The sequence below is a fragment of the Mannheimia pernigra genome (genome assembly GCF_013377995.1).
Classification (GTDB): Bacteria; Pseudomonadota; Gammaproteobacteria; order Enterobacterales; family Pasteurellaceae; genus Mannheimia; species Mannheimia pernigra.
This window is the reverse complement of the sequence record NZ_CP055305.1, coordinates 126,699-149,500: the sequence shown is the minus strand read 5'-3', so window position 1 is coordinate 149,500 and position 22,802 is coordinate 126,699. Positions and strand designations below refer to the sequence as shown.

The following is a 22,802-nucleotide window of genomic DNA, read 5'->3' as shown; positions in this document are numbered from 1 at the left end:
TTGAACCGCCAGAGCGATTTTGAATTTGCGGGAAATTTGGGTTATTTATATTTGCAAGCAAAGAAAGTAACAGGTTAATACGATCTATCCACCGACAAATATGCCAATGAAATCAATGCCTGTTTATATTCACTCTCTGGTAATACGGCTAAGGCATCTACTGCTTTTTGTGCTTCTTCACGGGCTTTTTGCATCACATAATCAAGTGAGCGATGTTCTGCCATAATTGCTAATATGTCAGGAATTTGTTCTAATTCTCCCCCGTTTTCAATCGCGTGGCGGATAAGTTCTGCCTGTGCTGCCTTGCCTGCTTTTTCTGCGGAATACATTGCGTGTAACAGTGGAAGCGTTGGTTTGCCTTCTACAAAATCATCACCTATATTTTTACCTAAATTTTCTGTTTGGGCAGAGTAATCTAAAATATCATCAATTAACTGGAAGGCTGTGCCTAAATAGCAGCCGTAGTCTTTTAAGCCATTTTCGATTTCTTCACTTGAGTCAGCTGCAATTGCCACGCATTGTGTTGCTGCTTCAAATAAACGTGCGGTTTTGTTGTAAATTACACGCATATAGTTCGCTTCAGTGGTGTTTGGATCGTTTACGTTCATTAATTGTTGAACTTCCCCCTCCGCCAAAGCGTTAGTTGCAGAAGACATCACTTTTAGCACGCGAAGAGAATCCAAATCCGTCATCATCTGAAAAGAACGAGTGTAGATATAATCACCAACTAAAACACTTGCAGCATTACCAAATTCCGCATTTGCAGTGGGTCTGCCACGACGCATATCAGATTCATCTACCACATCATCGTGCAATAAGGTTGCTGTATGTACAAACTCAATAAAGGCTGCCGCAGTAATATGCTGTTTACCTTTATAACCCAACGCTCGTGCTGAAAGTACTGCAATTAAAGGGCGAATGCGTTTACCGCCACCTGCGATGATATAATGCCCGAGCTGGTTAATCAGTAAAACTTCCGAATTAAGGTGAGCCAAAATTTCTGCATTTACCGCTTGCATATCCTCATTCGCAAGGGCTTGAATTTGTTCGAGAGTTAATTGCGTGGTCATTTGCTTCCATCTACACCTAAGAGGTAAAATTTGCCCCATATTCTACCCTAAATCAGCCTAGCTTCAAAAAATAATTTCAGAAAGCATTTATACCCATAATTTTCTTTTATGATATGCTGTGGTTGTTGAGTATAGAAAAGGTTCATTTTTCTGCTTAATGGGAACTTGCCTTTATTAGCTAAAATCGAAGACTATAAATTTTTCTATATTTTTATAAAAATCCTGCTTGCTCTTTCTAGAGTTTTTTCGTAGAATTGCAACCCTATTTTTATGAATTAATTAAGTGCCTAAACGCAAAAGCAGTTGGCACATAGCGGAGTAAATATGTACGCAGTTTTCCAAAGTGGCGGCAAACAACACCGTGTTAGCGAAGGTCAAGTAGTTCGTTTAGAAAAACTTGAAATTGCAACTGGTGAAAAAGTTGAATTTGACTCAGTGTTAATGGTCGTTAACGGTGAAGATGTTAAAATTGGTGCACCAGTAGTTGCTGGTGCAAAAGTAGTGGCTGAAGTTGTAGCACAAGGTCGTGGCGAGAAAGTTAAAATCGTTAAATTCCGTCGTCGTAAACACAGCCGTAAACAACAAGGTCATCGTCAGTGGTTCACAGAAGTGAAAATCACTGGGATTCAAGCATAATTTCAGAGGAGATCTAGAAGATGGCAACTAAAAAAGCTGGTGGTTCAACTCGTAACGGTCGTGATTCTGAAGCTAAACGCCTTGGTGTTAAACGTTTCGGTGGTGAATCTGTATTAGCAGGTAGCATTATTGTTCGTCAACGTGGTACTAAATTCCATGCAGGTTCAAATGTAGGTATGGGTAAAGACCACACTTTATTTGCAACCGCTGACGGTAAAGTTAAGTTTGAAGTGAAAGGTGATAAAAGCCGTAAATATGTAAGCATCATTGCTGACTAATCATTTCAAAGCTAAAATTGCAAAAGAAAACCTCGCAACTTGCGAGGTTTTTTGTATGCTAAAATTACAATTTCTCAATACAAGGAAGAAAAATGCAGCAAAAAAGACCATTTTTAGGATTTTCGTTTGCTTTAATTACTGCAATTGCTTGGGGAACATCGCCTATTGCTACACAGCAAGTCATCAAAGCAATGGACGCTCAAACTCTAGTTTGGTTTAGGTTTTTAGCCGCAGCATTGGGATTATTCTGCATTTTAGCATTTGCAAAAAAATTACCAAATTTAGCCGCTTGTAGTAAAAAAGAGCTGGGTTTGTTTGTTGTGGCTATATTAGGCTTATCGGCAAACTTCTTTTTGTTTGCCCAAGCATTAAATTATATTTCTCCTACAACGAATCAGGTGCTATGGCTGTTAGCTCCTTTTACAATGATTTTGCTAGGCGTGCTGGTTTTTAAGGAGGAATTTGGTGTTTTTCAAAAGCTAGGTTCTAGCTTATTAATGATTGGCTTAATTGCTTTTTTCAACGATAAATTCAGTGAGATTTTGCAGCTTAACGACTATTCATTAGGTATTTTATTTGGTATCGCTGCGAGTTTAGTTTGGGTTATTTATGCCTTTGCTCAAAAGTTATTGCTAGCTAAATTTACTCCACAGCAAGCGTTAATGGTTATTTACTGTGGTTGTGCAATGACGATGTTGCCTTTTGCTTCTCCTGCCCAAATTGGTCATATTGAAGGCGTTTTCCTATGGATATGTTTTATTTTTTGTTGTGTAAATACCGTAATTGGCTATGGTGCTTACAGCGAGGCTCTTAATCATTGGGACGCCTCAAAAGTGAGCGTAGTCACCACGATGCTGCCGATTTTTACTATGATTTTTTCATTGCTTGGACATTATTTCTTCCCTGAAATGTTTGCAGAGCCTGATATGAATTGGATAGGTTATATCGGTGCTGTTGTGGTAGTTGTTGGTGCAATTTTAGCAATTTCGGGCGATAGGTTATTCAGGCGGAGATAATACAAGCGGTTGTAAATGAAGGAAAATTTACAACCGCTTGTATTTAAATCACGTTAAGCGTTTCTAATGCGTATAAAATACCGTCTTCTTCAATGGGTTTGGTGACGAAATCTGCCACAGCCTTGAGCTCTGGCTCGCCATTGCCCATTGCTACACCAAAGCCGACAGTGGGTAGCATTTCCATATCATTAAATCCATCGCCAAATGCCATTGAGCTTTCAATATCAATATTCAGTTTTGCCAATACATCTTGAATACCGCGTGCTTTAGAATTTTCTTTTCTGAGAATATCCACCGCATTTGGGTGCCAACGAGCTTCTTTTAAATCATTTGCAAAAATCCCACTATTTTCGACCGCTTGTGTTTGCGCTTTGGTGTAAAACAATAGCATTTGGACAATGTGTTCTTTTTCGTGGTAGTGCGGATCGATTAAATAATTGGGCGTGATAGGCAAAACGGCTTCGTGAACGATGGGGTTGGTTTCAGAAACCGCAATTGTCATCGGTGTTACAAAGGCATAAGCGATGCCTAATTCATTCGATTTGCGAATAATTCGCTCAATTTGCTCACGGCTAAGAGAATAATCGCTGATGAGTTGATCTTTATAGAAATTATATTGCCCGTTGATAGTAACAAATAATTCAAAACCAGTTTCAGGATCTAAATAAGGCTTTAGGGCTTCGGGAAAACAGCCGTGGTTTCTGCCTGTGGCGATAGCAGGAATAATGCCTTTTGCTTTTAGGCGAGGCAGAACTTGTTCGCTAATTGATACTGGAATGTAGGCTTTGTGTTTTACATACAAGGTTTCGTCAATATCGAAAAAAACAATTTTGATTGGTTTTTGTGGTCTATTCATCTGTTTTTCCTTTGTATTTTTAATAGTAAGATTTTACTCTTTTTTCGAGTAATGTCACAAAAATAGTGCGAAAAATTAGCACTAAGTTTGATAATCTGACAAGAAAAGGAGAAAAGATGAATTTATTTGGCTTTCGTTGCTTTCATTGCGATAGCGTTTTATCAATTGACGCTCACGGCTTTTGTAGTGGTTGCCAACAATTAGTTAAAAGTCAGCCGTATTGTTACCACTGTGGAATGAGTGCGTTAGAGTATCGTCATTATTGTGGATTCTGTTTAAAAAATGAACTGAAATGGCATAAGTTAGTTAGAGTAGGTGAGTATAAATCACCACTTTCTCATTGGGTGCATAGATTTAAATTGCAGCAACAATATTGGCTCGATCAAGCTCTTGCTCGGCAATTGTTACTCGCTATTAAGCAAGCTCAGAGAGAGCAAGCGTTGATATTGCCTGAAGTGATTATGCCTGTGCCATTATTTTGGCAAAGATATTGGAAAAGAGGCTTTAACCAAAGTGAATTGTTAGGGCGTTGGTTGGCGAAATGGTTGGCTATTCCTTTAGATAATAGTAGTTTAATAAGAAATCGGCAGACTATTTCACAACGAGATCTCACTGCAAATGAACGCCGTAAAAATTTAAAAAGAGCTTTTAATTATAAACCGATAAAAAAGTATAAACGAGTTGCTATTATTGATGATGTGCTGACAACAGGCTCAACCTTAAATGCTATTTGTGCAGAATTATTGAAAAGTGGCATTGAAGAAATTCAGGTGTGGGTTTTAGCCAGAGCATAGCTTTTGGGCTTAAGATATAAGGACGAATAATGATTCGCCCTTATATGTAATTCAAGAATAAGTAATAATAAGCCGTATGCCTATTTTAGATTAATATATTCGCTATAGTAATGCCTACGACACAGGCAGTAATTACTCCCACTAAACCTGGAGCCATAAAGCTATGGTTAAAGTAGTATTTACCGATTTTGGTTGTGCCTGTTACGTCAAAGTTTACTGTTGCGATGTCTGATGGATAGTTTGGAATAAAGAAATAAGCATAAGTTGCGGGCATTAAACCAACTAATAATGGTGCTGGTAAGCCCATCGCAATACCGACGGGTAATAACATTTTCGCGGTTACCGCTTGGCTGTTTACCACGACAGATACCGCAAACATAGCGAAAGCAAATGTCCAAGGCTGGGCTTGAACCATTTCCATTACACTTGCTTTGAATGAGGGCATTGCGTAAGTGAAGTAGGTATCACTCATCCACGCAATACCAAAAATGGCGATTGCCGCAACCATACCAGATTTAAATACAATACCGTTTGGTACTTTTTTGGGATCAGTTTTGGTTAAAATTAAGATTAAACCGCCGAAAGTAAGCATCACGATTTGGATAATTTGATCCATACCAGCAACTTTACCTGTTGCTGCAACTGTTGGTTTGATAGATGGAAGCATCGCAATCACCACAATAGTCGCAATTGCGGTTAGAAATAAGTACACCGAATTTTTTGCACTAGCAGGTAATTGCTCATCTAACGAGGTTGCACTGGTTTCTTCAATTTGTTTACGCAAGGCAGAGTCTTGCATACGGCGTTGGTATTCAGGATCATCTTCAAGCTCTTTACCACGACGTAAGCTATATAAAGACATTGCAATCACACCGCAGAAAGTGGCTGTAATGGTTACACTCACTACATTTAAGAGCGTAACACCTTCAAACCCAGGTAATTTTGTAATTTCGGTTAAATAGTAAGCAACTGCTGCAGAGAGTGGGCTGCCTGTAATCCCTAATTGAGAAGCAACAGATGCCGCCGCCATTGGGCGTTCTGGGCGGATTTTATTTTTTAAAGCAATATCACCGATAATCGGCATAATAGAGTAAACAGAGTGGCCTGTACCTAACATCAATGTCATAATATAGGTAACAAGTGGGCCTAAGAACGTGATACGTTTAGGATTATTGCGTAAAATGCGTTCTGCAATCTGCAACATAAATTTTAAACCGCCAGCAGCTTCAAGAATAGAAGCACAGGTGACCACAGCTAAAATAACTAACATAACACTAATTGGTGGAGCAGAAAGTGGCATACCTAAGAAGAAAACTTCAACGAATAAGCCAATACCTGATACAACCCCTAAACCGATACCACCATAACGGCTACCTGCATATAAAAATGCTAATAAAAGTAAAAATTCTACATAAAGCATACGAACCTCAATAAAAATAAAATAATCACTGGAAGCAAGTTTACTCCCTACCATTTGTTAAAACTTTGAAATAAATCAAAAACAACTAACTCTAAAGGGTAATAACGAATAGAGTTGGTTGTTTTACAATCAAAATGATAGAATTTGATTATTTATAGAGGAAAAGAAATGAGAAGTTATAATTATCAGCTAGTGAATGTGTTTGCGGAAACTCATTTTGGTGGCAATCCGCTTGCGGTGTTTTATGAAGCTGATGGCTTGAGCCAGAGCGAAATGCAGCTTATTGCCCGTCAATTTAATCTTTCCGAAGTGGTTTTTATTCAATCCTCAGTTCATTTACAAGCGGTCAAAAAACTGAAAATTTTTACGCCTGATGACGAAATGCCGTTTGCTGGTCATCCTACGGTGGGGGCGGCGTTTGTACTTGCTTCACGCTTGAATTTGCCAGCTGATTATCTGCTTGAAACCAACGCGGGTTTGGTGGAAATTCGACACCATAATGAGCTTGTTACCTTTGCCTTAAAAAATGGCGTTGAGTCAGAAAATGCACCACTAAGCTGTGCTGAATGTGCTGATATTTTAGGACTTGATATTAGTGATATTGCCTCCGAACCTTGCTACGTAAACACTGGCGTAGAACAGTTACTGATTGAGCTAACTTCTCAACAAGCGGTCGAAAATTGCAAAATAAATGCAAATTTATTTATACATAATAAGGTAATCAAAGATAGTCTCTATGTCTGGCACAGAATAGGGAGTGAAGCAAAAGTTCGCTTGTTTTTTGCTACTCAAGGTGCGGTGGTAGAAGATCCTGGCACGGGCTCTGCAGCAGCAAATTTAGGCGGTTGGCATATTGCAAAAGGTTTAACGCCAATCAATCTGACCATTACACAAGGTGATGAAATTCACCGCCCAAATCGTTTATCGTTAAAAGTGGATAGTCAAAACACCATTTTTGTGGGCGGCAACGTGATTGAAGTTGGTAAGGGCGAATTTTATTTGCCTTAACTATTTGCTTTATTTTGCGTTTTTATGCAATAATTTTGCATAAAAATTATTTTAATGTTTACAGGGAGAAACAAAATGGCATTTAATCTAAAAAACAGACATTTATTAAGTTTAGTTAATCATACCGAGCGTGAGATTCGTTTTTTATTAGATTTAGCTCGTGATTTAAAACGTGCCAAATATGCAGGCACAGAGCAACAAAAGTTAAAAGGCAAAAATATCGCCTTAATTTTTGAGAAAACCTCAACTCGTACGCGTTGTGCTTTTGAAGTGGCAGCTTACGATCAGGGAGCACATATCACTTATATTGATCCAACCTCATCGCAAATTGGGCATAAAGAGTCAATGAAAGATACGGCTCGTGTGCTAGGCAGAATGTATGATGCGATTCAATACCGAGGTTTTAAACAATCTGTTGTACAAGAGCTTGCTGATTATGCAGGCGTACCTGTATTTAATGGTTTAACTGATGAATTTCATCCAACGCAGATGTTGGCTGATGTTTTAACGATGATCGAAAACTGTGAAAAACCGCTTAGTCAAATCAGCTATGTGTATATTGGCGACGCTCGCAACAATATGGGGAACTCGTTGCTATTAATCGGGGCGAAGTTGGGAATGGACGTGCGAATTTGTGCACCAAAAGCCTTGTTGCCTGAAGATTCGTTTGTGGAAATGTGCCAGAAATTCGCAGCGGAATCGGGGGCGAGAATTACCGTGACTGAAGATATTGAGAAAGCGGTTAAAGGCGTAGATTTTGTGCATACCGATGTGTGGGTTTCAATGGGTGAGCCGTTAGATAGCTGGGGCGAGCGTATTGATTTATTAATGCCTTATCGTGTTACACCTGAATTAATGAAATTGACCAGCAATCCTAAAGTAAAATTTATGCACTGCTTGCCGGCATTCCATAACTGTGAAACCAAAGTTGGTAAAGAGATCGCTGAAAAATATCCTGCATTAGTAAACGGTATTGAAGTAACCGAAGAGGTGTTTGAATCACCCGTGAATGTAGCGTTTGAGCAGGCCGAAAACCGAATGCACACGATTAAAGCGGTGATGGTGGCAAGCTTGGCTTAGTTGAAATTAAAAGCGGATTATTAAAAAATAATCCGCTTTTTCGTTATTTAAACATCAAATATTTCATACTGAAATTATCTACCATATAGCCAATATTATCTTCAAACTGAAGTCGAATATCACTCAGTGATAACACCGCACTACCTAAATCAATGTTAAGTAGATCGGATTTTATGTTTTCCAATACTTCATATTGATGAGTTTGCGTAATGTCTAACTTGTGTTTAGCGAAAATTTTTCGCACTTCATCGTCTATATTAAATTGAATTTCTGGTTCAATGCCTTTAAAGGCGATGATAAACTCCGTCGGGGCTTTTATTTCATCGCAGGCTTGGGCGGTTTTGGTATAATTATCCGCATTAAATTCATTAGTGGTAAAATCATAACCTTGATAGATTAACGTTTGGCACTGATTTCTATCTTCTTCGGTTCTTCGAGTATAGATATGGGTTGGGCGATAAAACCTTCTCTCAAGAACAATAAACTCTTTCACATTTTCCATATCGGTTTTGGTTAAGCGAATAGGGCTGAGATCAGAGGTTTCAAAGATGCGTGGATTCTCATTATAATCTCTCTCGCTAATCAGTTCATAAGATGACTCAATACCATATTTTTCTTTAAATTGTTCAGAGCGAAATTCCCTTGCAACATAGCTCACCATTGAATCAAAACGTTCAATTTCAGCATGGTTATCGCCTAGTAATTGTTTATGCTTAAATACGGCTTCTTTATCGATTTTATTATTCTTATCTAGCAAGTTATGTTCGTTCAAATAGCGATCTAAACGCTGGGTTTGGTCTTTAATCGCCATTTGTTGTGGGTCTAAAACAAATACTGAAATCAAAATGACTGCAATCGAAACTGCAGAGAATAAGCGGTATTGAGCGAAACGTTGTACTAGCAATAATCCATAACAGATGGATAAAGTAATAGCTCCAATCGCTAAATAAATACGGGCTTCAGTTAAGCCATAATTGCTTAGGCGAATGTAAATGGCATACCACACTAAAGCGAGTGGCAATAAGGCTAAATAAACATAGTAACGATAGAACCACTGCCATTTTGCATTTTGTAGCAATAATTGCACCGCTTGTATTGCCAAACCAATAATTAAATAGGGGAATGCAACGTTTGCCACCACGCCATTTGGCATTTCGCCTCGGATAATAATATAAACCACATAAGCATAAATAATGGCAGTATAGATAATCAATGCCGGTGATAAAATCCAATTCAGTAGCATTTCGCCTATGCGGTTTAAATAGGTAGAATCATCGGCAGAATCTTGGTTCTCAAGTGTTAGAAAGAGAACAGGGAAAGCCCAAATGATAGCAAATACCCAAAACCGTTGGAATAGAGAATCGTCGTAACTATTAAGATTAAATAGCTCGGTAATGGCAAAAGTAATCGAACTTAATGCTGCAAAAATAATCGTTGCTAATACAAAAGCAAAGCCAATATTTACGAGTTTATTGACCATTTCACTGACAAAATGCGTGTTATTTTTATGCCAATGCTGGCTGATTAAACATAAGAAAATACAAAGTGCGATCGCCCAATAACGTGAATCTTCAAGAAGTTCGATTTTGATTTCATTAAAAAAGAGTGCAGTTGCAATCGGCAGCAGCACTAAAAGCCAATAAGCCTTAGTATTGCGAGCTAAATAAAGCACGATAAAGCAAATTGGAGCAAGGGCGAGTAAATTTTCAAATTTCTTAAATAGGCTATAGTCCCCTATGTTAGGGAGCAATATTGCGGTCACATAGGTAACGAATAAAATTTCTATTGGGTGTTTGATGATCGCGTTTTTCATCATCACGCCAAAAAGATGTAATTTGCTGAACATAAATATTTCCTCATCTATTTTTCATGAATAAGAAAGCCTGTAGTGTATCAAACTACAGGTTGTATTTTATAACCACCCTTTACGTTTAAAGTAAAGATAAGGTGCTGAGGCGGCGATAATCATCAAACCAATTGCCATAGGATAGCCATATTTAAACTGTAATTCGGGCATAAATTCAAAGTTCATCCCGTAAGTAGAAGCAACTAGCGTGGCAGGTAGGAACATCACAGACACCACTGAGAAGAATTTCATAATACGGTTCTGCTCAATATTGATATAACCCATTGCTGCTTGCATTAAAAAATTCACTTTCTGAAACAGAGATTCATTATGCGGTTGGAGTGATTCAATATCTCGCATAATATCGCGTGCTTGTTCAAGCTGATTATTTGGTAAACGAGTTTTACGCAGCAGGAAACTTAACGCACGCTGCGTATCCATCAAACACAAGCGTACTTTTGAGCTTGCATCTTCAAATTCGGTTAAGCGAGAAAGTGCATCATTAAAGTTATCTTTTTCTTGTTTAGCATCTAACACCACGCGGCTTAATTTTTCTAAATCGGAATAGACTTCTTCAATGACATCTGCTAGCTGCTCAATTTTAGTTTCAAATAAATCAAGTAATAATTCATAAGCATTGCTATCAATCAATTTTTCACGGCGTGAACGCATTCTATATAAACGAAATGCAGGCAAATCTCGATCACGAAAAGTGAATAAACGCCCATCTCGAATAGTAAATGCAACGGTTGCGATATCAGCATAACCATCATCATCTAAGCAATAAAAGAAGGAGTGTAGATGCAAGCCGTCTTCATCTTCGAAAAAACGAGCAGATGCTTCTAAGTCTTCTAATTCACGTTCTTCAGCAAGGGTTTGGTCTAAGCGACTTTCTAATACGCCACGTTCTGCCTCGGTTGGATCAACCAAGTCAATCCAAATGGCATCATTTAATAATATGGGGTTCGTTTCATCAACGCTGATTAAACGAGCGTTATCCAATCCAAAAGCACGGATCATATTAAGCTCCGAATGGTTAGGAGGCTAGAACAAAAAGGAGCAAAGATACTAGGAAAGCATTACCGATCTTGTCGGTAACTTGAGGTTAGACAAGATAGATTAAAGTGTTAAGTATCGACTATGACTGTCCAAGATGTGTAATCCTCAATAAAAAATAGTGTGCGAATGTTACAGAATTTGAGGTTTTTAGTCAAGAAAGCGGTGGCTTACTTAGGAAAATCGGTCAAGAATGTCTGCGAGGCGGTGTGATGGGCGTATTTGTTGAATTTCTGCAAAATGTACAAGCGGTCATTTTTTGATGAAATTGACCATTTCAAAATTGAGACAACATTTTTGCAAAATATTAAGGAAAATCGACCGCTTTTTTGCTATGGTTATACCTAAATTTTAATGAAAGAGAATTGGCTATGAATGACGTTAAGCAATCCGAACAAATTGAACAATTAGAAACCACTCATTTCGGCTTTAAAACCGTTGCGAAAGAACAAAAGCAGCAGCTTGTGGCGAATGTGTTTCATTCGGTAGCCGGCAAATATGATTTAATGAATGACTTACTCTCTTTTGGCATTCATCGTGTATGGAAGCGTTTTACCATTGATTGTAGTGGCGTTCGTAAAGGGCAAAAAGTGCTGGATTTGGCAGGCGGTACGGGCGATTTTACTGCAAAATTTTCCCGAATGGTTGGCGAAACAGGCGACGTAATTTTAGCGGACATCAATAGCTCAATGCTTGAAGTTGGGCGAGAAAAATTACGCAACTTAGGTGTGGTTGGTAATGTGGGTTATGTACAAGCTAATGCGGAATGCTTGCCATTTGCTGATAATACTTTCGATTGCATTGTAATTAGTTTTGGTTTACGTAATGTGACTGATAAAGATAAAGCATTACGTTCAATGTTCCGAGTACTAAAACCGGGCGGTCGTTTACTTGTGTTGGAATTTTCAAAACCGATTATCGACCCAATTAGCCAGCTTTATAATTTCTATTCGTTCAATATTTTGCCGAAAATAGGTGAGCTTGTGGTAAACGATGCCGAAAGTTACCGCTACTTAGCGGAATCAATCCGAATGCACCCAAAACAAGATGAGCTCAAGGCAATGATGGAACAAGCGGGCTTTGAAAGCGTGAATTACTACAATTTAAGTGCAGGCATTGTGGCATTGCACCGAGGCTATAAATTTTAACGGTTTCATTATGTTAACTAATCTCAAACAACATTTGATGCTCCCTCAATTTACATTCGGTTTAATTGAAACCGCCTTTAATGCGTTGCTCAAACGCTCACCGCATATTGAACCGAATTTACGAAAACTGAACGGAAAAGTGCTTAAAATTGCACTAACTTCGCCCAAAATAGACTTTTTTCTACTGTTTAGTGAGAAGAGGATAGATTGGCTAGGCAATTATGAGGGAGAGCCTGATTGTTCCGTACAACTGGCGTTTGAAACGCTCCCAAAACTGGCAGATAAGCAAAAACTTACCGAACTGATTAATAATAAATCACTTATTTTACACGGCGATATTCAAGTTTTACAACATTTCACCGCGTTACTCGAACAGCTAGAAAAAGACCCAGCGGAGCTACTCTCCCCTTTTATTGGCGATGTGTTAGCACAAGCCTCAACTGATTTTGCGAAAAAAGTGGCGGGCAAAATAAAATCTCAGTTCGAGCTAAATAACCAACATTTAGTTGAGAATTTAATGCAAGAACGCCCAGTGTTGGTACACCGCTTACAAGCGGTTCATTTCTACGATCAAGTAGCAGAACTCGCCCAACAAGCGGTTAAATTAGAGCAAAAATTTGCAAAATTAGGAATTCATTAATGCAATTTAGAAATACTCGACGCTTTTATTACATTATCCGCACTTTCCTTCGCTATGGCATTGATGAGGCGATGCCGAATATTCCGTTTACTCGCAAAATGAGGCTAGGGCGTAAGGTGTTGTTTTGGGTTAAAAATCAACATAATGAAAAACCTTATGGCGTGCGTTTGCGTTTGGCTTTGCAAGAGCTTGGGCCTGTTTGGATTAAGTTGGGGCAGATGCTTGCCACTCGTCGTGATCTTTTGGCGCCAGAGTTGGCTGACCAACTTGCCTTGCTACAAGACAATGTAGAGCCTTTTGATGGCAACGTTGCACGTCAAATTATTGAGCAGGCTTTGGGGGCACCTTTAGAAACGTGGTTTGATGATTTTAATGAAACTGCTTTGGCTTCTGCTTCTATCGCTCAAGTTCATACGGCAAAATTTAATCAAAATCAACCGCTTGCAGGCAAAGAAGTGGTGCTGAAAGTGATTCGTCCAGGTATTGAGCCTGTTATTAAAGCCGATTTGGCGTTAATGTATAAAATCGCCCAGCTTATTCCGAAATTATCGAATGATGGCAAGCGTTTACGTGCGGTAGAAGTGGTTCGAGAGTACGAAAAAACCATTTTAGACGAGCTTGATTTACGCAAAGAAATGCACAATGCCATTCGATTGAGAGCAAATTTTGAAAATAGTGAAATGCTCTATGTGCCAGAAATGTATCAAGATTTTTGTCATAAAAATGTGATTGTGATGGAGCGAATTTACGGTATTCCTGTTTCCAATATTGCTGAACTGAAAGCAAACGGTACGGATATGAAATTGCTGGCAGAGCGTGGTGTACAGGTCTTTTTTACCCAAGTGTTTCGAGACAGTTTTTTTCACGCGGATATGCACGCAGGCAATATTTTTGTGAACCCAAATCACCCCGAAAATCCACAATATATTGGCATTGACTGCGGTATTGTTGGCACGCTCAATCATAACGATAAACGTTATTTAGCCGAAAATTTTGTGGCTTTTTTCAATCGCGATTACCGCCGTGTAGCATTAATGCACGTTGAATCAGGCTGGACACCGCCAGATACCGATATTGATAAATTCGAGCAAGCCTTCCGTGAAGTGTGCGAGCCAATTTTTGCCAAACCATTGTCAGAAATTTCATTTGGGCAGGTGTTGTTGAATCTGTTTAATGTAGCGAGAGATTTTAATATGGAAGTGCAGCCACAGCTGGTGCTGTTGCAAAAAACGCTTCTCTATATCGAAGGATTGGGCAGACAGGTTTATCCACAGCTTGATTTATGGCAAACTGCGAAGCCATTTTTACAAAATTGGCTAGATGAACAAGTTGGCGTAAAAGCAATGATTCGGGATATAAAACAGCGTTTGCCGCAATATCGTGAGTATTTTGCTGAATTTCCTGAGGCCTTATTTAAAGCTTTGCAGCAACAAAAGCAGATTAACTTCCGTTTAGCTGAAATCAATGAAAGTTTGAAATCTCAGCATTTAAATACTAATCGTCGTTTTATTGTGCTTTCGCTCTCAGCAATTGTGATCTTTGGCACATTTTGGAAATTTGAATCTTTGCCGATTTGGCTAAGTGTGCCATTATTAACGCTGTTTCCACTGTTATTAATTTTGATACAGCGTAAATAAGCGGTCATATTTTCATAATTTTTTGCGAAATCCCTTTTTTATATGCCAAACTGGCATATAATAAGCAAGATTTTATTTACCTAAACTAAACAAAGGAGTTTTTATGGGCGGTATTAGTATTTGGCAACTTCTGATTGTAGTGGCAATTATTGTTTTACTTTTTGGTACCAAAAAGTTACGCACTTTAGGTTCTGACTTGGGCGAATCGGTAAAGGGTTTCAAAAAAGCAATGTCTGATGAAAAAAAAGATGCAGGATTTGAAAACGTTGAAAAAGTTGAAGTGGTTGAAGTAAAAGAAAGCGTTTCAACAGGGCAACAGCAAACCGTTGTAAAAGATAAAGAGCAGGTTTAATCCGTGTTTGATGTAGGTTTTTCTGAATTAGTGCTAATTATGGTTGTGGGCTTAGTAGTTCTAGGCCCAAAGCGTATGCCGATTGCAATTCGCACCGTAATGGGCTGGATTAGTACAATTCGAGGTTTAGCCGCAAATGTGCAAAATGAATTGTCTCAAGAGCTTAAGCTGCAAGAGTTAAAAGAGAGTATCAAAAAGGCGGAAGAGCTGAATTTGAGTTCTCTCTCGCCTGAGTTAAGTAAAACGGTGGAAGATCTAAAAAGCTCTGCCACGCAGCTTCAAGATTCTATTCACTCTGCCAAAAATGAGTTTGACAAAAATGCTACTACATCCGCAACAGTGTTGAAACTAACGGATGAGCAGGTTGTTGAAATTCAGCAACAAATTGAGCAAGAAAACCAAAAGTTAGAAGCTCAAGAATTGCAAAAAAATGTGGAAAAGCAACCGCTTGTAGATGATTTGTCTGAGCAGTTAAATGTTACTCAAGCAGAAAGCGAGCTGTCATCAGATGAAATTGCTGAACTTGCCGAAATGGAAGAGCCAGTTGATATTTCTAAATACTATCCATCAGACGATGATTTGGCAGTGCCTGATACGGCTGAAATAGCTAAGACATCATAGGAGGAAGAGTATGGCAGACGCTGATGAATCCCAACCGCTGATTTCGCATTTAATTGAACTCAGAAACCGATTACTACGCTGTGTTATTTGCATTTTAGTCGTGTTTTGTGCGTTAGTGTATTGGGCAAATGATATTTATACGCTATTGGCAACTCCTTTAACAGAAAATTTGCCCGAAGGGGCAACGATGATTGCCACTAATGTTGCAACGCCATTTTTTACACCCATTAAATTGACGATTGTGGTTTCAGTGTTTTTATCTGTGCCTTTTATTTTGTATCAAATTTGGGCTTTTGTTGCCCCTGCTTTGTATAAACAGGAAAAACGCTTGGTTTACCCACTGCTGGTTTCAAGCACATTGTTATTTTATTGTGGAGTAGCTTTCGCTTATTATGTGGTGTTCCCATTAGTTTTTGGTTTCTTAACCTCAACTGCACCAGAAGGGGTAACAATGGCAACCGATATTAGCAGCTATTTAGATTTCGTTTTAACTATTTTTATGGCGTTTGGTGTCTGTTTTGAAGTGCCTGTTGCTATCATTTTATTGTGTTGGGCAGGGGTAACAACCCCTGAAGATTTAAAGGAAAAACGCCCTTACATTATTGTGGCTGCTTTTGTCATTGGTATGTTTCTCACACCACCTGATATTTTCTCTCAAACCTTATTGGCAATTCCAATATGTTTGCTGTTTGAGGTGGGGGTGCTGTGTGCTAAATTTTATCGGCCAAAAGATGATGAGCCATCAGAGCAGGTTGCACAGTAATAGTCTATTTATTTAAAAAGGCATAGCACCTGAGGCTGTGCCTTTATTTTTAGGAGTTAAGGAATTTAAAATGCAAGTAATTCAATCCCAATATCCTTTACGCCGTATGCGTCGTTTACGCAAACACGATTTTAGTCGTCGTTTAGTGGCAGAAAACCAATTAACTGTAAATGATTTAATTTATCCTGTGTTTGTGATTGAAGGTGAAAATCAGCGTGTGTCAGTGCCTTCAATGCCATGTGTGGAACGTTTAACTCTCGATCAACTTTTAATTGAAGCGGAAGAACTCGTGAAATATGGCGTACCTGCGGTAGCCCTTTTCCCTGTGGTGGGCAATGCAAAAAAATCATTAATGGCAGAAGAAGCGTACAACGAGGAAGGTTTGGCACAGCGAGCGGTTCGTGCATTAAAAGAGAAATATCCTGAGCTTGGTGTGATTACCGATGTCGCCTTAGATCCGTTTACTACTCACGGACAAGACGGCATTATTGACGAAACAGGTTATGTGCTCAATGACATAACCACTGAGGTGTTAGTAAAACAGGCTTTATCCCACGCAGAAGCAGGAGCGGATATTGTTGCACCAAGTGATATGATGGATGGAAGAATTGGCAAAATTCGTGAAGCGTTGGAGGTAAATGGTTTTGTTAATACTCAAATTATGGCATATTCCGCAAAATACGCTTCTAACTACTACGGGCCATTTCGTGATGCTGTCGGTTCTGCTGGTAATTTAAAAGGCGGCAATAAATATACCTACCAGGTTGATCCTGCGAATGGTAATGAGGGCTTACACGAAGTGGCAATTGATATTCAAGAAGGGGCGGATATGGTTATGGTAAAACCAGGAATGCCTTATTTGGATATGGTGTGGCGGGTGAAAGAAAACTTTGGTGTGCCAACCTTTGCCTACCAAGTTTCGGGCGAATATGCAATGCATATGGCTGCGATTCAAAATGGCTGGCTAAAAGAGCGTGAGTGCATTATGGAGGGGTTACTCTGCTTTAAACGAGCAGGAGCGGATGGTATTTTAACTTACTTTGCTAAACGTGTCGCGAGGTGGTTGTATGAAGATGCGTCAGCAAAATAATGGATAAATAACAAGCGGTGAAATTTGCAAAAAATCCGGTATTATGTAGCAGTTGCACAAAGCCTAAACTCAAATCTAACCGCAATAAAAAATGCCTTTAACTAATTAAAGTTAAAGGCATTTTAGTTTAATAAGTTAGAGCTAGTAATGTTTGTTTATTCAAATGGAATGCTACCTTCTAATAGTAACTCAAGTTCTTCATCAGTAAACGTGATAGGTGCTGATTTTCGTCTTTCTTTTTCCCTTTCCAAGAGCATTTCTTCCATTATTCGGGGAAAGGCTTGCTCTGCTCGTAATACATAATCTGATTGAGTGAGTAAATCTCTTACACTCATTGGACAACGCAAACGAGTGGTATCTTCTGCAAAGCTCACTTCTACTTTAGGTCTTTTGTTTTCTTCACTTTCATCGTCATCAAGGTTGATGCATATATCAAAAATGGCTAACACCACTTGATTATCTGCGATTTCGTACGCACCATAAATGGTAAATAAGCTATATAGCGGACGATCTATTTGTTTGGCGATACTACTCAAGGATTTATGCAGGGAAAAGAAACTGAAATCAAAAGTGGATTCTGAATAAATCATCGCTAATCCTTTCATAAACTTCTTAAAATCTTCATAGGACATTTTACGTAAATCAACGTTAAGTGATGTGTCTGTCATTGTTTTTCCTTATTAACGAGTGAAATTTTCCCAATAGGCAATATGTTCATTTTTCATCTTTCCCCATAGGCTAATATAGGGAAAGAGTGCCAATGTAGGCATTGTCAAAATTGTATTTGCATCAGGGATAGGTGTTTTTAAATAACCAAATCGATAAATTAAGCCTGCGATAAGCGTGATGAGTTCAAGCAATATTACCCAAGTATTGCCTATTGCTATGGCATAATATATTGGCGTATCTTGATAATTCACAATCAAGTAATGGCTTATTGTGATGATGATCGCCAATAACATTACATAGTAGAAAAAGCGTAGTCGTTTTACTCGTTGATAAAAGACATTTAATGTAAGAATGTAGATTAAAATAAATGCTTGCATTATGCCACCAATGAATAGTGAAAGTCATTTGAAGCATATAGGCTTTCTAAGCCAAACTTAGCTTCTGGTTTTTTATTGCCTTGCCAGTACCCTGTAAAATCTCGTGATGGTAAGGTGTTTAAGCAACATTTTAGTAATTGCTCAAATTTCTCTTTTACACTTTTTCGGCGATTATCTTCTCGCCACGCTATTTCATTTGCATAAAACATCAGATATTTATTGTTCATCTTATGATAGACACCTGTAATTGCTCGCCGTAACCGTGCGAAAAAGGATTCGGCTAGGTTATTCGTTACGCCGTCAATCGAACAGTACTCTTTCGAATGGTTTACTCGCCATAAATCATAATGAAAGGCTAAACTGTCGTAAGCAGAGTTTTCATCAGCATGAATGGTACTATTTTGCTTGACTAGACGTTGCGTTAAATGAAGTATATCTTGCGTATTTTCTTCTTTAATTAAGGCTACAATACTTCTATCAGCCCCTTTCATCACTTCTTGATTAGCGGCACGTTGGCGGAATACCAATACACAAGATTTATCTGCACGCTGATAACGTTTCTTTCGTCTATCAATACGTTTATGGAGAAAGTTTTTAGGACGAATGTAGTTGTTCATGTAAGCTCCATCAATATGAACTTCGCCACTTAAATGTGTTAAATCTTTGGCTTTATCAAGCGATTCACGAAATTTATGCAGCAATACCCACGCTGTTTTATATTGCACGTTGAGCTTGTGTGATAGCGTAATAGCAGATAATCCTTTGCTTTCAGTCGAAAAATAGAAAATTGCCAATACAATTTTACGCAAAGAAAGTTTTGCACCTTGAAAAATAGTGCCTGCTGTAATAGAAAAACGATGTTGGCAATGTTTGCACTGCCATTGTTTACGAGTAGAAATGAAATAGGCGTGGTGGCGAGTATGACAATGCGGACAAATAACATCATTCATCCCATCTACATTATCCCAACGAGCTTGTTTTAATAGCTGAAAAATCTCGTCATCAGACAAGCTCACCAAGCTATCCACAGATAGTTGGCGTGCTGTCGCTGATAACCGAAAATGTTGTGCCATAGAAACAAAAATCCCTTCATTATAACTCTGAAATTTTCAAGCCTTTTTAGGCTTAAAAAGCAAAGTCATAATAAAGGGACTATTCTCTGTGGGCAAAAAGATATTATTTTATAGGGTGCTTGTCAAGCACTTTCTTTTGTCAAGTGTTTTTTGAAATTTTTTGTATTTTTGAATATAACCAGTTCAAAAAAGGCCTAAGCTATGTCAAGAGAAATTTTTTGATGAGTTTAATTGCTGATATTTTAAACATATTGAGTGGTTATCCTAAGTGACTTATTCTGTAATTTAGACGTGCTACTTCTATGATTCTATCAGAGATTTCCCCAACGGTTTGCTTTTAAAAGTTGGAAGGCTTCATCTTCACTTAGACGGAAGATGTGTTTAAGGGATAATGTTTTAGATTTGCTTGAAAGTAAGTAATGAGCCATAAGTATTCCTTGTGTGTACAAGGCACTCAAAGCTAAACGCCAGACATAAAAAATCGCCCACTTGAATTTTCAGGTCGGCTCAAAGCGTTTTGCCTTGAATACCGTACTGCCACAAGAAATACGTGGGCTTTAATAATAAACAACTTGCAAACCAAAAATGGAGCCTTAATAAAAGGTTTCTACGCCTATATGGTTCGCAGTGCTTCTTTGAAAGAAGCTAGGCTAAATATAAATAAATGGTTCATTGGCAAATTGTTCATCAATGATGAACGGTATTTAATATAGAACTACGTTGTTTTTTTGTCAAATAAAAAAGGTACTAAGAACTTAAATAATAGACATAAAATAGGGCTAATGTAGATTACTTCCTAATTAAATAATTGGAAGCAGGAGCTCACCCAAACGTTCACCTTTAGGTTTTCTACCATAAGAAAATTTGAATCTGTTTGCAGTTATATATGCAGCATATAATAACTTTGTTTCTAAATTCATATCCAACTTAGGTTCTAATACTACAACATTACTATTTGGGATAAATTCTTCAATAGATACATAAGCATATGTATGACTCCCCGCACCATCAGTTGAAACATATAGTGTGCCAGCAGGAAATTTTTTTTCATCTCTGACAGCTTTACTTTCGACAAAACCAGCATAGCTAGTAGATTGTCTTTTAGATGGTCTTACGTAAGGTAAGTAATCATTTGATATTTTATCTTCTTGGACTTCAACATTAGATGAAATAACACCGTTATGCATATTAAAGACTTCATCTAGCCTTTTTTGATGCTTAACATTCAATTTTGAATGAAGACATGTTACGTTATTTATTATTTCAATAATCTCTTGTTCATCTCCAATATTGCCATTTTCTATTCTAAAAGCCATATATTGATAGCAAGGCTTCAACACAGTATCAATAGTTAGAGAATTATAATTCGTTTTTAAATAAGCTTCAGCTAACCATTCATTATCAGCTGTTACTTTTCTTTTAACACTAAATTGAGAATCTTCTTTTTGATTAATAAAAGATGATAGCCATTGTTCTTGAAGTTTATTTTCACCATACCATTCATTATTTATATCAGCACGGCCAAGATTTTTTGTTTTTGCAAATTTATCATCTCTCCAATATCCAAACCAAGTTTCTTTTAACTTAGAATGAGGAATGTGAGCTGTTATAACAACCCCAACTGTAACTATAGAAGTTTTACTATTTGCAAATAAATCCTCTGGTAGAGATACAACGGCTTCTAATGTATGATTATCCAATAGCTTCTTCTTATTTATATAATTAATTCCAGTTGTATCATTAATAACACTGGCAGGGACTAATGCTATAACTTTACCTCCCTTTTTTACGGCGTTTAAATTTGAAAATATAAAATCAAATTCTTCAATATCATCCGTAGCCATTTTAAATGGGGGATTTAATAATCCAATATCTATCTTATTTTTATCTAAATCAATATCTTCATAACGTTTGGGTATTTTTCTACTTTCTTCGTTTTTTTCTTTATTATTGTCTTTATGTGTTAATAATTTGTGTGGAATAATATCGAAAGAACTTCCCCAGTAAATATTACTACGCCCATCAGAATGAATGATCATATTTGATACTAATAGAGCAAGAATACTGTCTTCATATTCAATACCATAAATCTGATTCCTCTTAATATCTAAAATTTTTTGTTCATCATCACCAGCATCTAAGATCATTTCCCCCATTGCAGCAACTAAGAACCCCCCTGTTCCAGCTGCATTATCTAGTACAACAGTATCTTTGTTTACTCCAGCCATTTTGGCAAAAAGTTGTGCAATATGTAATGGGGTTAATACAATACCCAACCCCTTATCTGTATTAGCATATCGTAGAAATTCAATATAAAATTGGCTGAGAGTGTCAATATATTTATATTTATCAAGAAAAGTATAAACATTATCTTTAATTGAATTAATTACAGATAACAAATTAGCAAGCCCAGTTTTCTTATCTTCAAAAGTTTTGTTTGAACGAATAAAATTAAATGCTCCTAAAACCGTATCTGCATTTTTATTTTTTAATTCATCCGATCTTAATTCAGATGATATGGCATTTAACAAAGCTGTAATTAAGTCTTTTGATGTTTTGTTTTCTTGATAAGAAATTCTGAAAACATTATTCTGCAATGCTACTAATACGCCACTAATTAGTAAAGCTCTGTTTGATTCTTTAATTTTCTTTTTGTGTAAATCAGCATTTAATGTTTTAGCATAAGATAAAAGAGTATTATAATCTCTACGAAATGCTTCGTCTGATTCCAAAATTAAACGTAAGTAATTTTTGTATGGTAAAAGTTTATCTGCATCAACATGATTAACATTATCTGTACCTCTTAGCTGCCAAAAAGCATCTACTTTGTAATCACTAGGAGTTCCACTGATTGCAATAGATAAAACATCAAATTCCTTTGATACAAAAGATGAATAAAGCAAAACTCCATCAACTGCATATCCAGCATATTTATCTCTATTTTTACTTTCATGAAAACGAATATCGGGTTTACATTCAATCAAAAAAATAATATCGGGATATTTATGTGATCTAATGATAAAGTCAGGGATACCATTTCGATTGCCTTTTTTACTTGCATTGGATAGTAATTTCTTTACTTTTTCATTTTTTGTTTTATCTTTAAATTCAACGATTAAATCGTCATCACCTAAATATCCATTCTCATTCAAAAGATCTTTGAATAACCATTCTGTTTCTGTTTCTGAATGTTTAGATTTCATTAGCAACCTCCAAAAGTAAATTTGCAAGGTTGAATGAATAAACGTAAATTATTGCGTTGCGTTGCGTTGCGTTGCGTTGCGTTGCGTTGCGTTGCGTTGCGTTGCGTTGCGTTGCGTTGCGTTGCGTTGCGTTGCGTTGCGTTGCGTTGCGTTGCGTTGCGTTGAACAT

General features: G+C 37.6%; 23 protein-coding genes and 1 pseudogene. 13 read left to right on the top strand and 11 right to left on the bottom strand.

The features are described 5' to 3' along the window. Positions 1 to 74 precede the first annotated feature (74 nt). The gene (ispB, locus tag HV560_RS00760) at positions 75 to 1,070 is read right to left on the bottom strand and encodes an octaprenyl diphosphate synthase (RefSeq protein WP_176811933.1); all 996 of its coding nucleotides are present in this window, start codon (positions 1,068 to 1,070) and stop codon (positions 75 to 77) included. A gap of 324 nt (positions 1,071 to 1,394) precedes the next feature. On the opposite strand from ispB, the gene rplU reads away from it, so the two are divergent. From rplU to HV560_RS00745, 3 genes are all read left to right on the top strand, one after another. Further along, the gene (gene rplU / locus HV560_RS00755) at positions 1,395 to 1,706 is read left to right on the top strand and encodes a 50S ribosomal protein L21 (RefSeq protein WP_025218095.1); all 312 of its coding nucleotides are present in this window, start codon (positions 1,395 to 1,397) and stop codon (positions 1,704 to 1,706) included. A gap of 20 nt (positions 1,707 to 1,726) precedes the next feature. Beyond that, positions 1,727 to 1,984, top strand: coding sequence for a 50S ribosomal protein L27 (gene rpmA, locus HV560_RS00750; protein ID WP_159628582.1), 258 nt, complete (start codon positions 1,727 to 1,729; stop codon positions 1,982 to 1,984). Positions 1,985 to 2,076: 92 nt separating this feature from the next. After that, on the top strand, positions 2,077 to 3,000 hold the full coding sequence (locus HV560_RS00745) for a DMT family transporter (protein ID WP_176807416.1): 924 nt from the start codon (positions 2,077 to 2,079) through the stop codon (positions 2,998 to 3,000). Between the two features lie 43 nt (positions 3,001 to 3,043). On the opposite strand, the gene HV560_RS00740 is transcribed toward HV560_RS00745, so the two are convergent. Further along, positions 3,044 to 3,856 carry a Cof-type HAD-IIB family hydrolase gene (locus HV560_RS00740; RefSeq protein WP_159628580.1) on the bottom strand — a complete coding sequence of 271 codons (813 nt, stop codon included), beginning with the start codon at positions 3,854 to 3,856 and terminating at the stop codon, positions 3,044 to 3,046. 116 nt (positions 3,857 to 3,972) lie between these two features. On the opposite strand from HV560_RS00740, the gene HV560_RS00735 reads away from it, so the two are divergent. Beyond that, positions 3,973 to 4,650, top strand: coding sequence for a ComF family protein (locus HV560_RS00735; protein WP_176811932.1), 678 nt, complete (start codon positions 3,973 to 3,975; stop codon positions 4,648 to 4,650). Positions 4,651 to 4,735: 85 nt separating this feature from the next. Here the strand turns inward: HV560_RS00735 and HV560_RS00730 are convergent, their stop codons facing one another. Further along, positions 4,736 to 6,070, bottom strand: a complete 1,335-nt coding sequence (locus tag HV560_RS00730; protein WP_176808963.1) for an anaerobic C4-dicarboxylate transporter — start codon at positions 6,068 to 6,070, stop codon at positions 4,736 to 4,738. 168 nt (positions 6,071 to 6,238) lie between these two features. Here HV560_RS00730 and HV560_RS00725 point away from each other — a divergent pair, with 168 nt between their 5' ends. Next, the gene (locus HV560_RS00725; RefSeq protein ID WP_176811931.1) at positions 6,239 to 7,078 is read left to right on the top strand and encodes a PhzF family phenazine biosynthesis protein; all 840 of its coding nucleotides are present in this window, start codon (positions 6,239 to 6,241) and stop codon (positions 7,076 to 7,078) included. A 75-nt stretch (positions 7,079 to 7,153) separates the two neighbouring features. Then, on the top strand, positions 7,154 to 8,158 hold the full coding sequence (locus HV560_RS00720; RefSeq protein ID WP_176811930.1) for an ornithine carbamoyltransferase: 1,005 nt from the start codon (positions 7,154 to 7,156) through the stop codon (positions 8,156 to 8,158). Between the two features lie 43 nt (positions 8,159 to 8,201). On the opposite strand, the gene HV560_RS00715 is transcribed toward HV560_RS00720, so the two are convergent. Both HV560_RS00715 and corA read right to left on the bottom strand, forming a co-directional pair. Next, a complete protein-coding gene (locus HV560_RS00715) occupies positions 8,202 to 10,004 on the bottom strand; it encodes a DUF4153 domain-containing protein (protein WP_176811929.1) in 1,803 nt (600 codons plus the stop codon). Positions 10,005 to 10,070: 66 nt separating this feature from the next. Continuing rightward, complete coding sequence (gene corA, locus HV560_RS00710) at positions 10,071 to 11,024, bottom strand: magnesium/cobalt transporter CorA (protein WP_176807410.1); 954 nt, start codon at positions 11,022 to 11,024, stop codon at positions 10,071 to 10,073. Between the two features lie 407 nt (positions 11,025 to 11,431). Here corA and ubiE point away from each other — a divergent pair, with 407 nt between their 5' ends. From ubiE to hemB, 7 genes are all read left to right on the top strand, one after another. Next, positions 11,432 to 12,208, top strand: a complete 777-nt coding sequence (ubiE, locus tag HV560_RS00705) for a bifunctional demethylmenaquinone methyltransferase/2-methoxy-6-polyprenyl-1,4-benzoquinol methylase UbiE (protein WP_176807409.1) — start codon at positions 11,432 to 11,434, stop codon at positions 12,206 to 12,208. 10 nt (positions 12,209 to 12,218) lie between these two features. Continuing rightward, the gene (locus tag HV560_RS00700; protein WP_176807408.1) at positions 12,219 to 12,848 is read left to right on the top strand and encodes a ubiquinone biosynthesis accessory factor UbiJ; all 630 of its coding nucleotides are present in this window, start codon (positions 12,219 to 12,221) and stop codon (positions 12,846 to 12,848) included. Next, entirely contained in the window at positions 12,848 to 14,485 is a 1,638-nt protein-coding gene (gene ubiB / locus HV560_RS00695) for a ubiquinone biosynthesis regulatory protein kinase UbiB (RefSeq protein ID WP_176811928.1), read from the top strand. The genes HV560_RS00700 and ubiB overlap by 1 nt, the downstream gene beginning before the upstream one ends. Before the next feature lie 103 nt (positions 14,486 to 14,588). Next, positions 14,589 to 14,837 (top strand): Sec-independent protein translocase subunit TatA, encoded by a 249-nt coding sequence (tatA, locus tag HV560_RS00690; protein WP_176807406.1) that lies wholly within the window; start codon positions 14,589 to 14,591, stop codon positions 14,835 to 14,837. A gap of 3 nt (positions 14,838 to 14,840) precedes the next feature. Then, positions 14,841 to 15,458 (top strand): Sec-independent protein translocase protein TatB, encoded by a 618-nt coding sequence (gene tatB / locus HV560_RS00685; protein ID WP_176811927.1) that lies wholly within the window; start codon positions 14,841 to 14,843, stop codon positions 15,456 to 15,458. A gap of 10 nt (positions 15,459 to 15,468) precedes the next feature. Next, on the top strand, positions 15,469 to 16,221 hold the full coding sequence (gene tatC, locus HV560_RS00680; protein ID WP_176811926.1) for a twin-arginine translocase subunit TatC: 753 nt from the start codon (positions 15,469 to 15,471) through the stop codon (positions 16,219 to 16,221). 70 nt (positions 16,222 to 16,291) lie between these two features. After that, positions 16,292 to 17,311, top strand: a complete 1,020-nt coding sequence (gene hemB / locus HV560_RS00675) for a porphobilinogen synthase (protein ID WP_176811925.1) — start codon at positions 16,292 to 16,294, stop codon at positions 17,309 to 17,311. A gap of 155 nt (positions 17,312 to 17,466) precedes the next feature. On the opposite strand, the gene HV560_RS00670 is transcribed toward hemB, so the two are convergent. The 6 genes and pseudogenes from HV560_RS00670 to HV560_RS00645 form a co-directional block, all read right to left on the bottom strand. Continuing rightward, complete coding sequence (locus HV560_RS00670; protein ID WP_176811924.1) at positions 17,467 to 17,979, bottom strand: hypothetical protein; 513 nt, start codon at positions 17,977 to 17,979, stop codon at positions 17,467 to 17,469. A gap of 12 nt (positions 17,980 to 17,991) precedes the next feature. Beyond that, entirely contained in the window at positions 17,992 to 18,357 is a 366-nt protein-coding gene (locus HV560_RS00665; protein ID WP_176811923.1) for a hypothetical protein, read from the bottom strand. Beyond that, positions 18,357 to 19,430: an IS1595 family transposase gene (locus HV560_RS00660; RefSeq protein WP_176811922.1), complete on the bottom strand. Its 1,074-nt coding sequence runs from the start codon at positions 19,428 to 19,430 to the stop codon at positions 18,357 to 18,359. The genes HV560_RS00665 and HV560_RS00660 overlap by 1 nt, the downstream gene beginning before the upstream one ends. A 317-nt stretch (positions 19,431 to 19,747) precedes the next feature. Then, positions 19,748 to 19,858 (bottom strand): annotated as a pseudogene (locus tag HV560_RS00655) (IS1595 family transposase); the annotation flags it as partial. Positions 19,859 to 20,230: 372 nt separating this feature from the next. Beyond that, the gene (locus HV560_RS00650; protein WP_176811921.1) at positions 20,231 to 22,633 is read right to left on the bottom strand and encodes an HsdM family class I SAM-dependent methyltransferase; all 2,403 of its coding nucleotides are present in this window, start codon (positions 22,631 to 22,633) and stop codon (positions 20,231 to 20,233) included. Further along, positions 22,623 to 22,802 carry a hypothetical protein gene (locus HV560_RS00645; RefSeq protein ID WP_176811920.1) on the bottom strand — a complete coding sequence of 60 codons (180 nt, stop codon included), beginning with the start codon at positions 22,800 to 22,802 and terminating at the stop codon, positions 22,623 to 22,625. Before HV560_RS00645 ends, HV560_RS00650 begins: the two co-directional genes overlap by 11 nt.

Excerpts from the sequence above, each read along its gene's own strand:
- ispB (WP_176811933.1), bottom strand. The coding sequence starts at position 1,070 with ATGACCACGCAATTAACTCTCGAACAAATTCAAGCCCTTGCGAATGAG.
- rplU (WP_025218095.1), top strand. The coding sequence starts at position 1,395 with ATGTACGCAGTTTTCCAAAGTGGCGGCAAACAACACCGTGTTAGCGAA.
- rpmA (WP_159628582.1), top strand. The coding sequence starts at position 1,727 with ATGGCAACTAAAAAAGCTGGTGGTTCAACTCGTAACGGTCGTGATTCT.
- HV560_RS00745 (WP_176807416.1), top strand. The coding sequence starts at position 2,077 with ATGCAGCAAAAAAGACCATTTTTAGGATTTTCGTTTGCTTTAATTACT.
- HV560_RS00740 (WP_159628580.1), bottom strand. The coding sequence starts at position 3,856 with ATGAATAGACCACAAAAACCAATCAAAATTGTTTTTTTCGATATTGAC.
- HV560_RS00735 (WP_176811932.1), top strand. The coding sequence starts at position 3,973 with ATGAATTTATTTGGCTTTCGTTGCTTTCATTGCGATAGCGTTTTATCA.
- HV560_RS00730 (WP_176808963.1), bottom strand. The coding sequence starts at position 6,070 with ATGCTTTATGTAGAATTTTTACTTTTATTAGCATTTTTATATGCAGGT.
- HV560_RS00725 (WP_176811931.1), top strand. The coding sequence starts at position 6,239 with ATGAGAAGTTATAATTATCAGCTAGTGAATGTGTTTGCGGAAACTCAT.
- HV560_RS00720 (WP_176811930.1), top strand. The coding sequence starts at position 7,154 with ATGGCATTTAATCTAAAAAACAGACATTTATTAAGTTTAGTTAATCAT.
- HV560_RS00715 (WP_176811929.1), bottom strand. The coding sequence starts at position 10,004 with ATGTTCAGCAAATTACATCTTTTTGGCGTGATGATGAAAAACGCGATC.
- corA (WP_176807410.1), bottom strand. The coding sequence starts at position 11,024 with ATGATCCGTGCTTTTGGATTGGATAACGCTCGTTTAATCAGCGTTGAT.
- ubiE (WP_176807409.1), top strand. The coding sequence starts at position 11,432 with ATGAATGACGTTAAGCAATCCGAACAAATTGAACAATTAGAAACCACT.
- HV560_RS00700 (WP_176807408.1), top strand. The coding sequence starts at position 12,219 with ATGTTAACTAATCTCAAACAACATTTGATGCTCCCTCAATTTACATTC.
- ubiB (WP_176811928.1), top strand. The coding sequence starts at position 12,848 with ATGCAATTTAGAAATACTCGACGCTTTTATTACATTATCCGCACTTTC.
- tatA (WP_176807406.1), top strand. The coding sequence starts at position 14,589 with ATGGGCGGTATTAGTATTTGGCAACTTCTGATTGTAGTGGCAATTATT.
- tatC (WP_176811926.1), top strand. The coding sequence starts at position 15,469 with ATGGCAGACGCTGATGAATCCCAACCGCTGATTTCGCATTTAATTGAA.
- hemB (WP_176811925.1), top strand. The coding sequence starts at position 16,292 with ATGCAAGTAATTCAATCCCAATATCCTTTACGCCGTATGCGTCGTTTA.
- HV560_RS00670 (WP_176811924.1), bottom strand. The coding sequence starts at position 17,979 with ATGACAGACACATCACTTAACGTTGATTTACGTAAAATGTCCTATGAA.
- HV560_RS00665 (WP_176811923.1), bottom strand. The coding sequence starts at position 18,357 with ATGCAAGCATTTATTTTAATCTACATTCTTACATTAAATGTCTTTTAT.
- HV560_RS00660 (WP_176811922.1), bottom strand. The coding sequence starts at position 19,430 with ATGGCACAACATTTTCGGTTATCAGCGACAGCACGCCAACTATCTGTG.
- HV560_RS00650 (WP_176811921.1), bottom strand. The coding sequence starts at position 22,633 with ATGAAATCTAAACATTCAGAAACAGAAACAGAATGGTTATTCAAAGAT.
- HV560_RS00645 (WP_176811920.1), bottom strand. The coding sequence starts at position 22,802 with ATGTTCAACGCAACGCAACGCAACGCAACGCAACGCAACGCAACGCAA.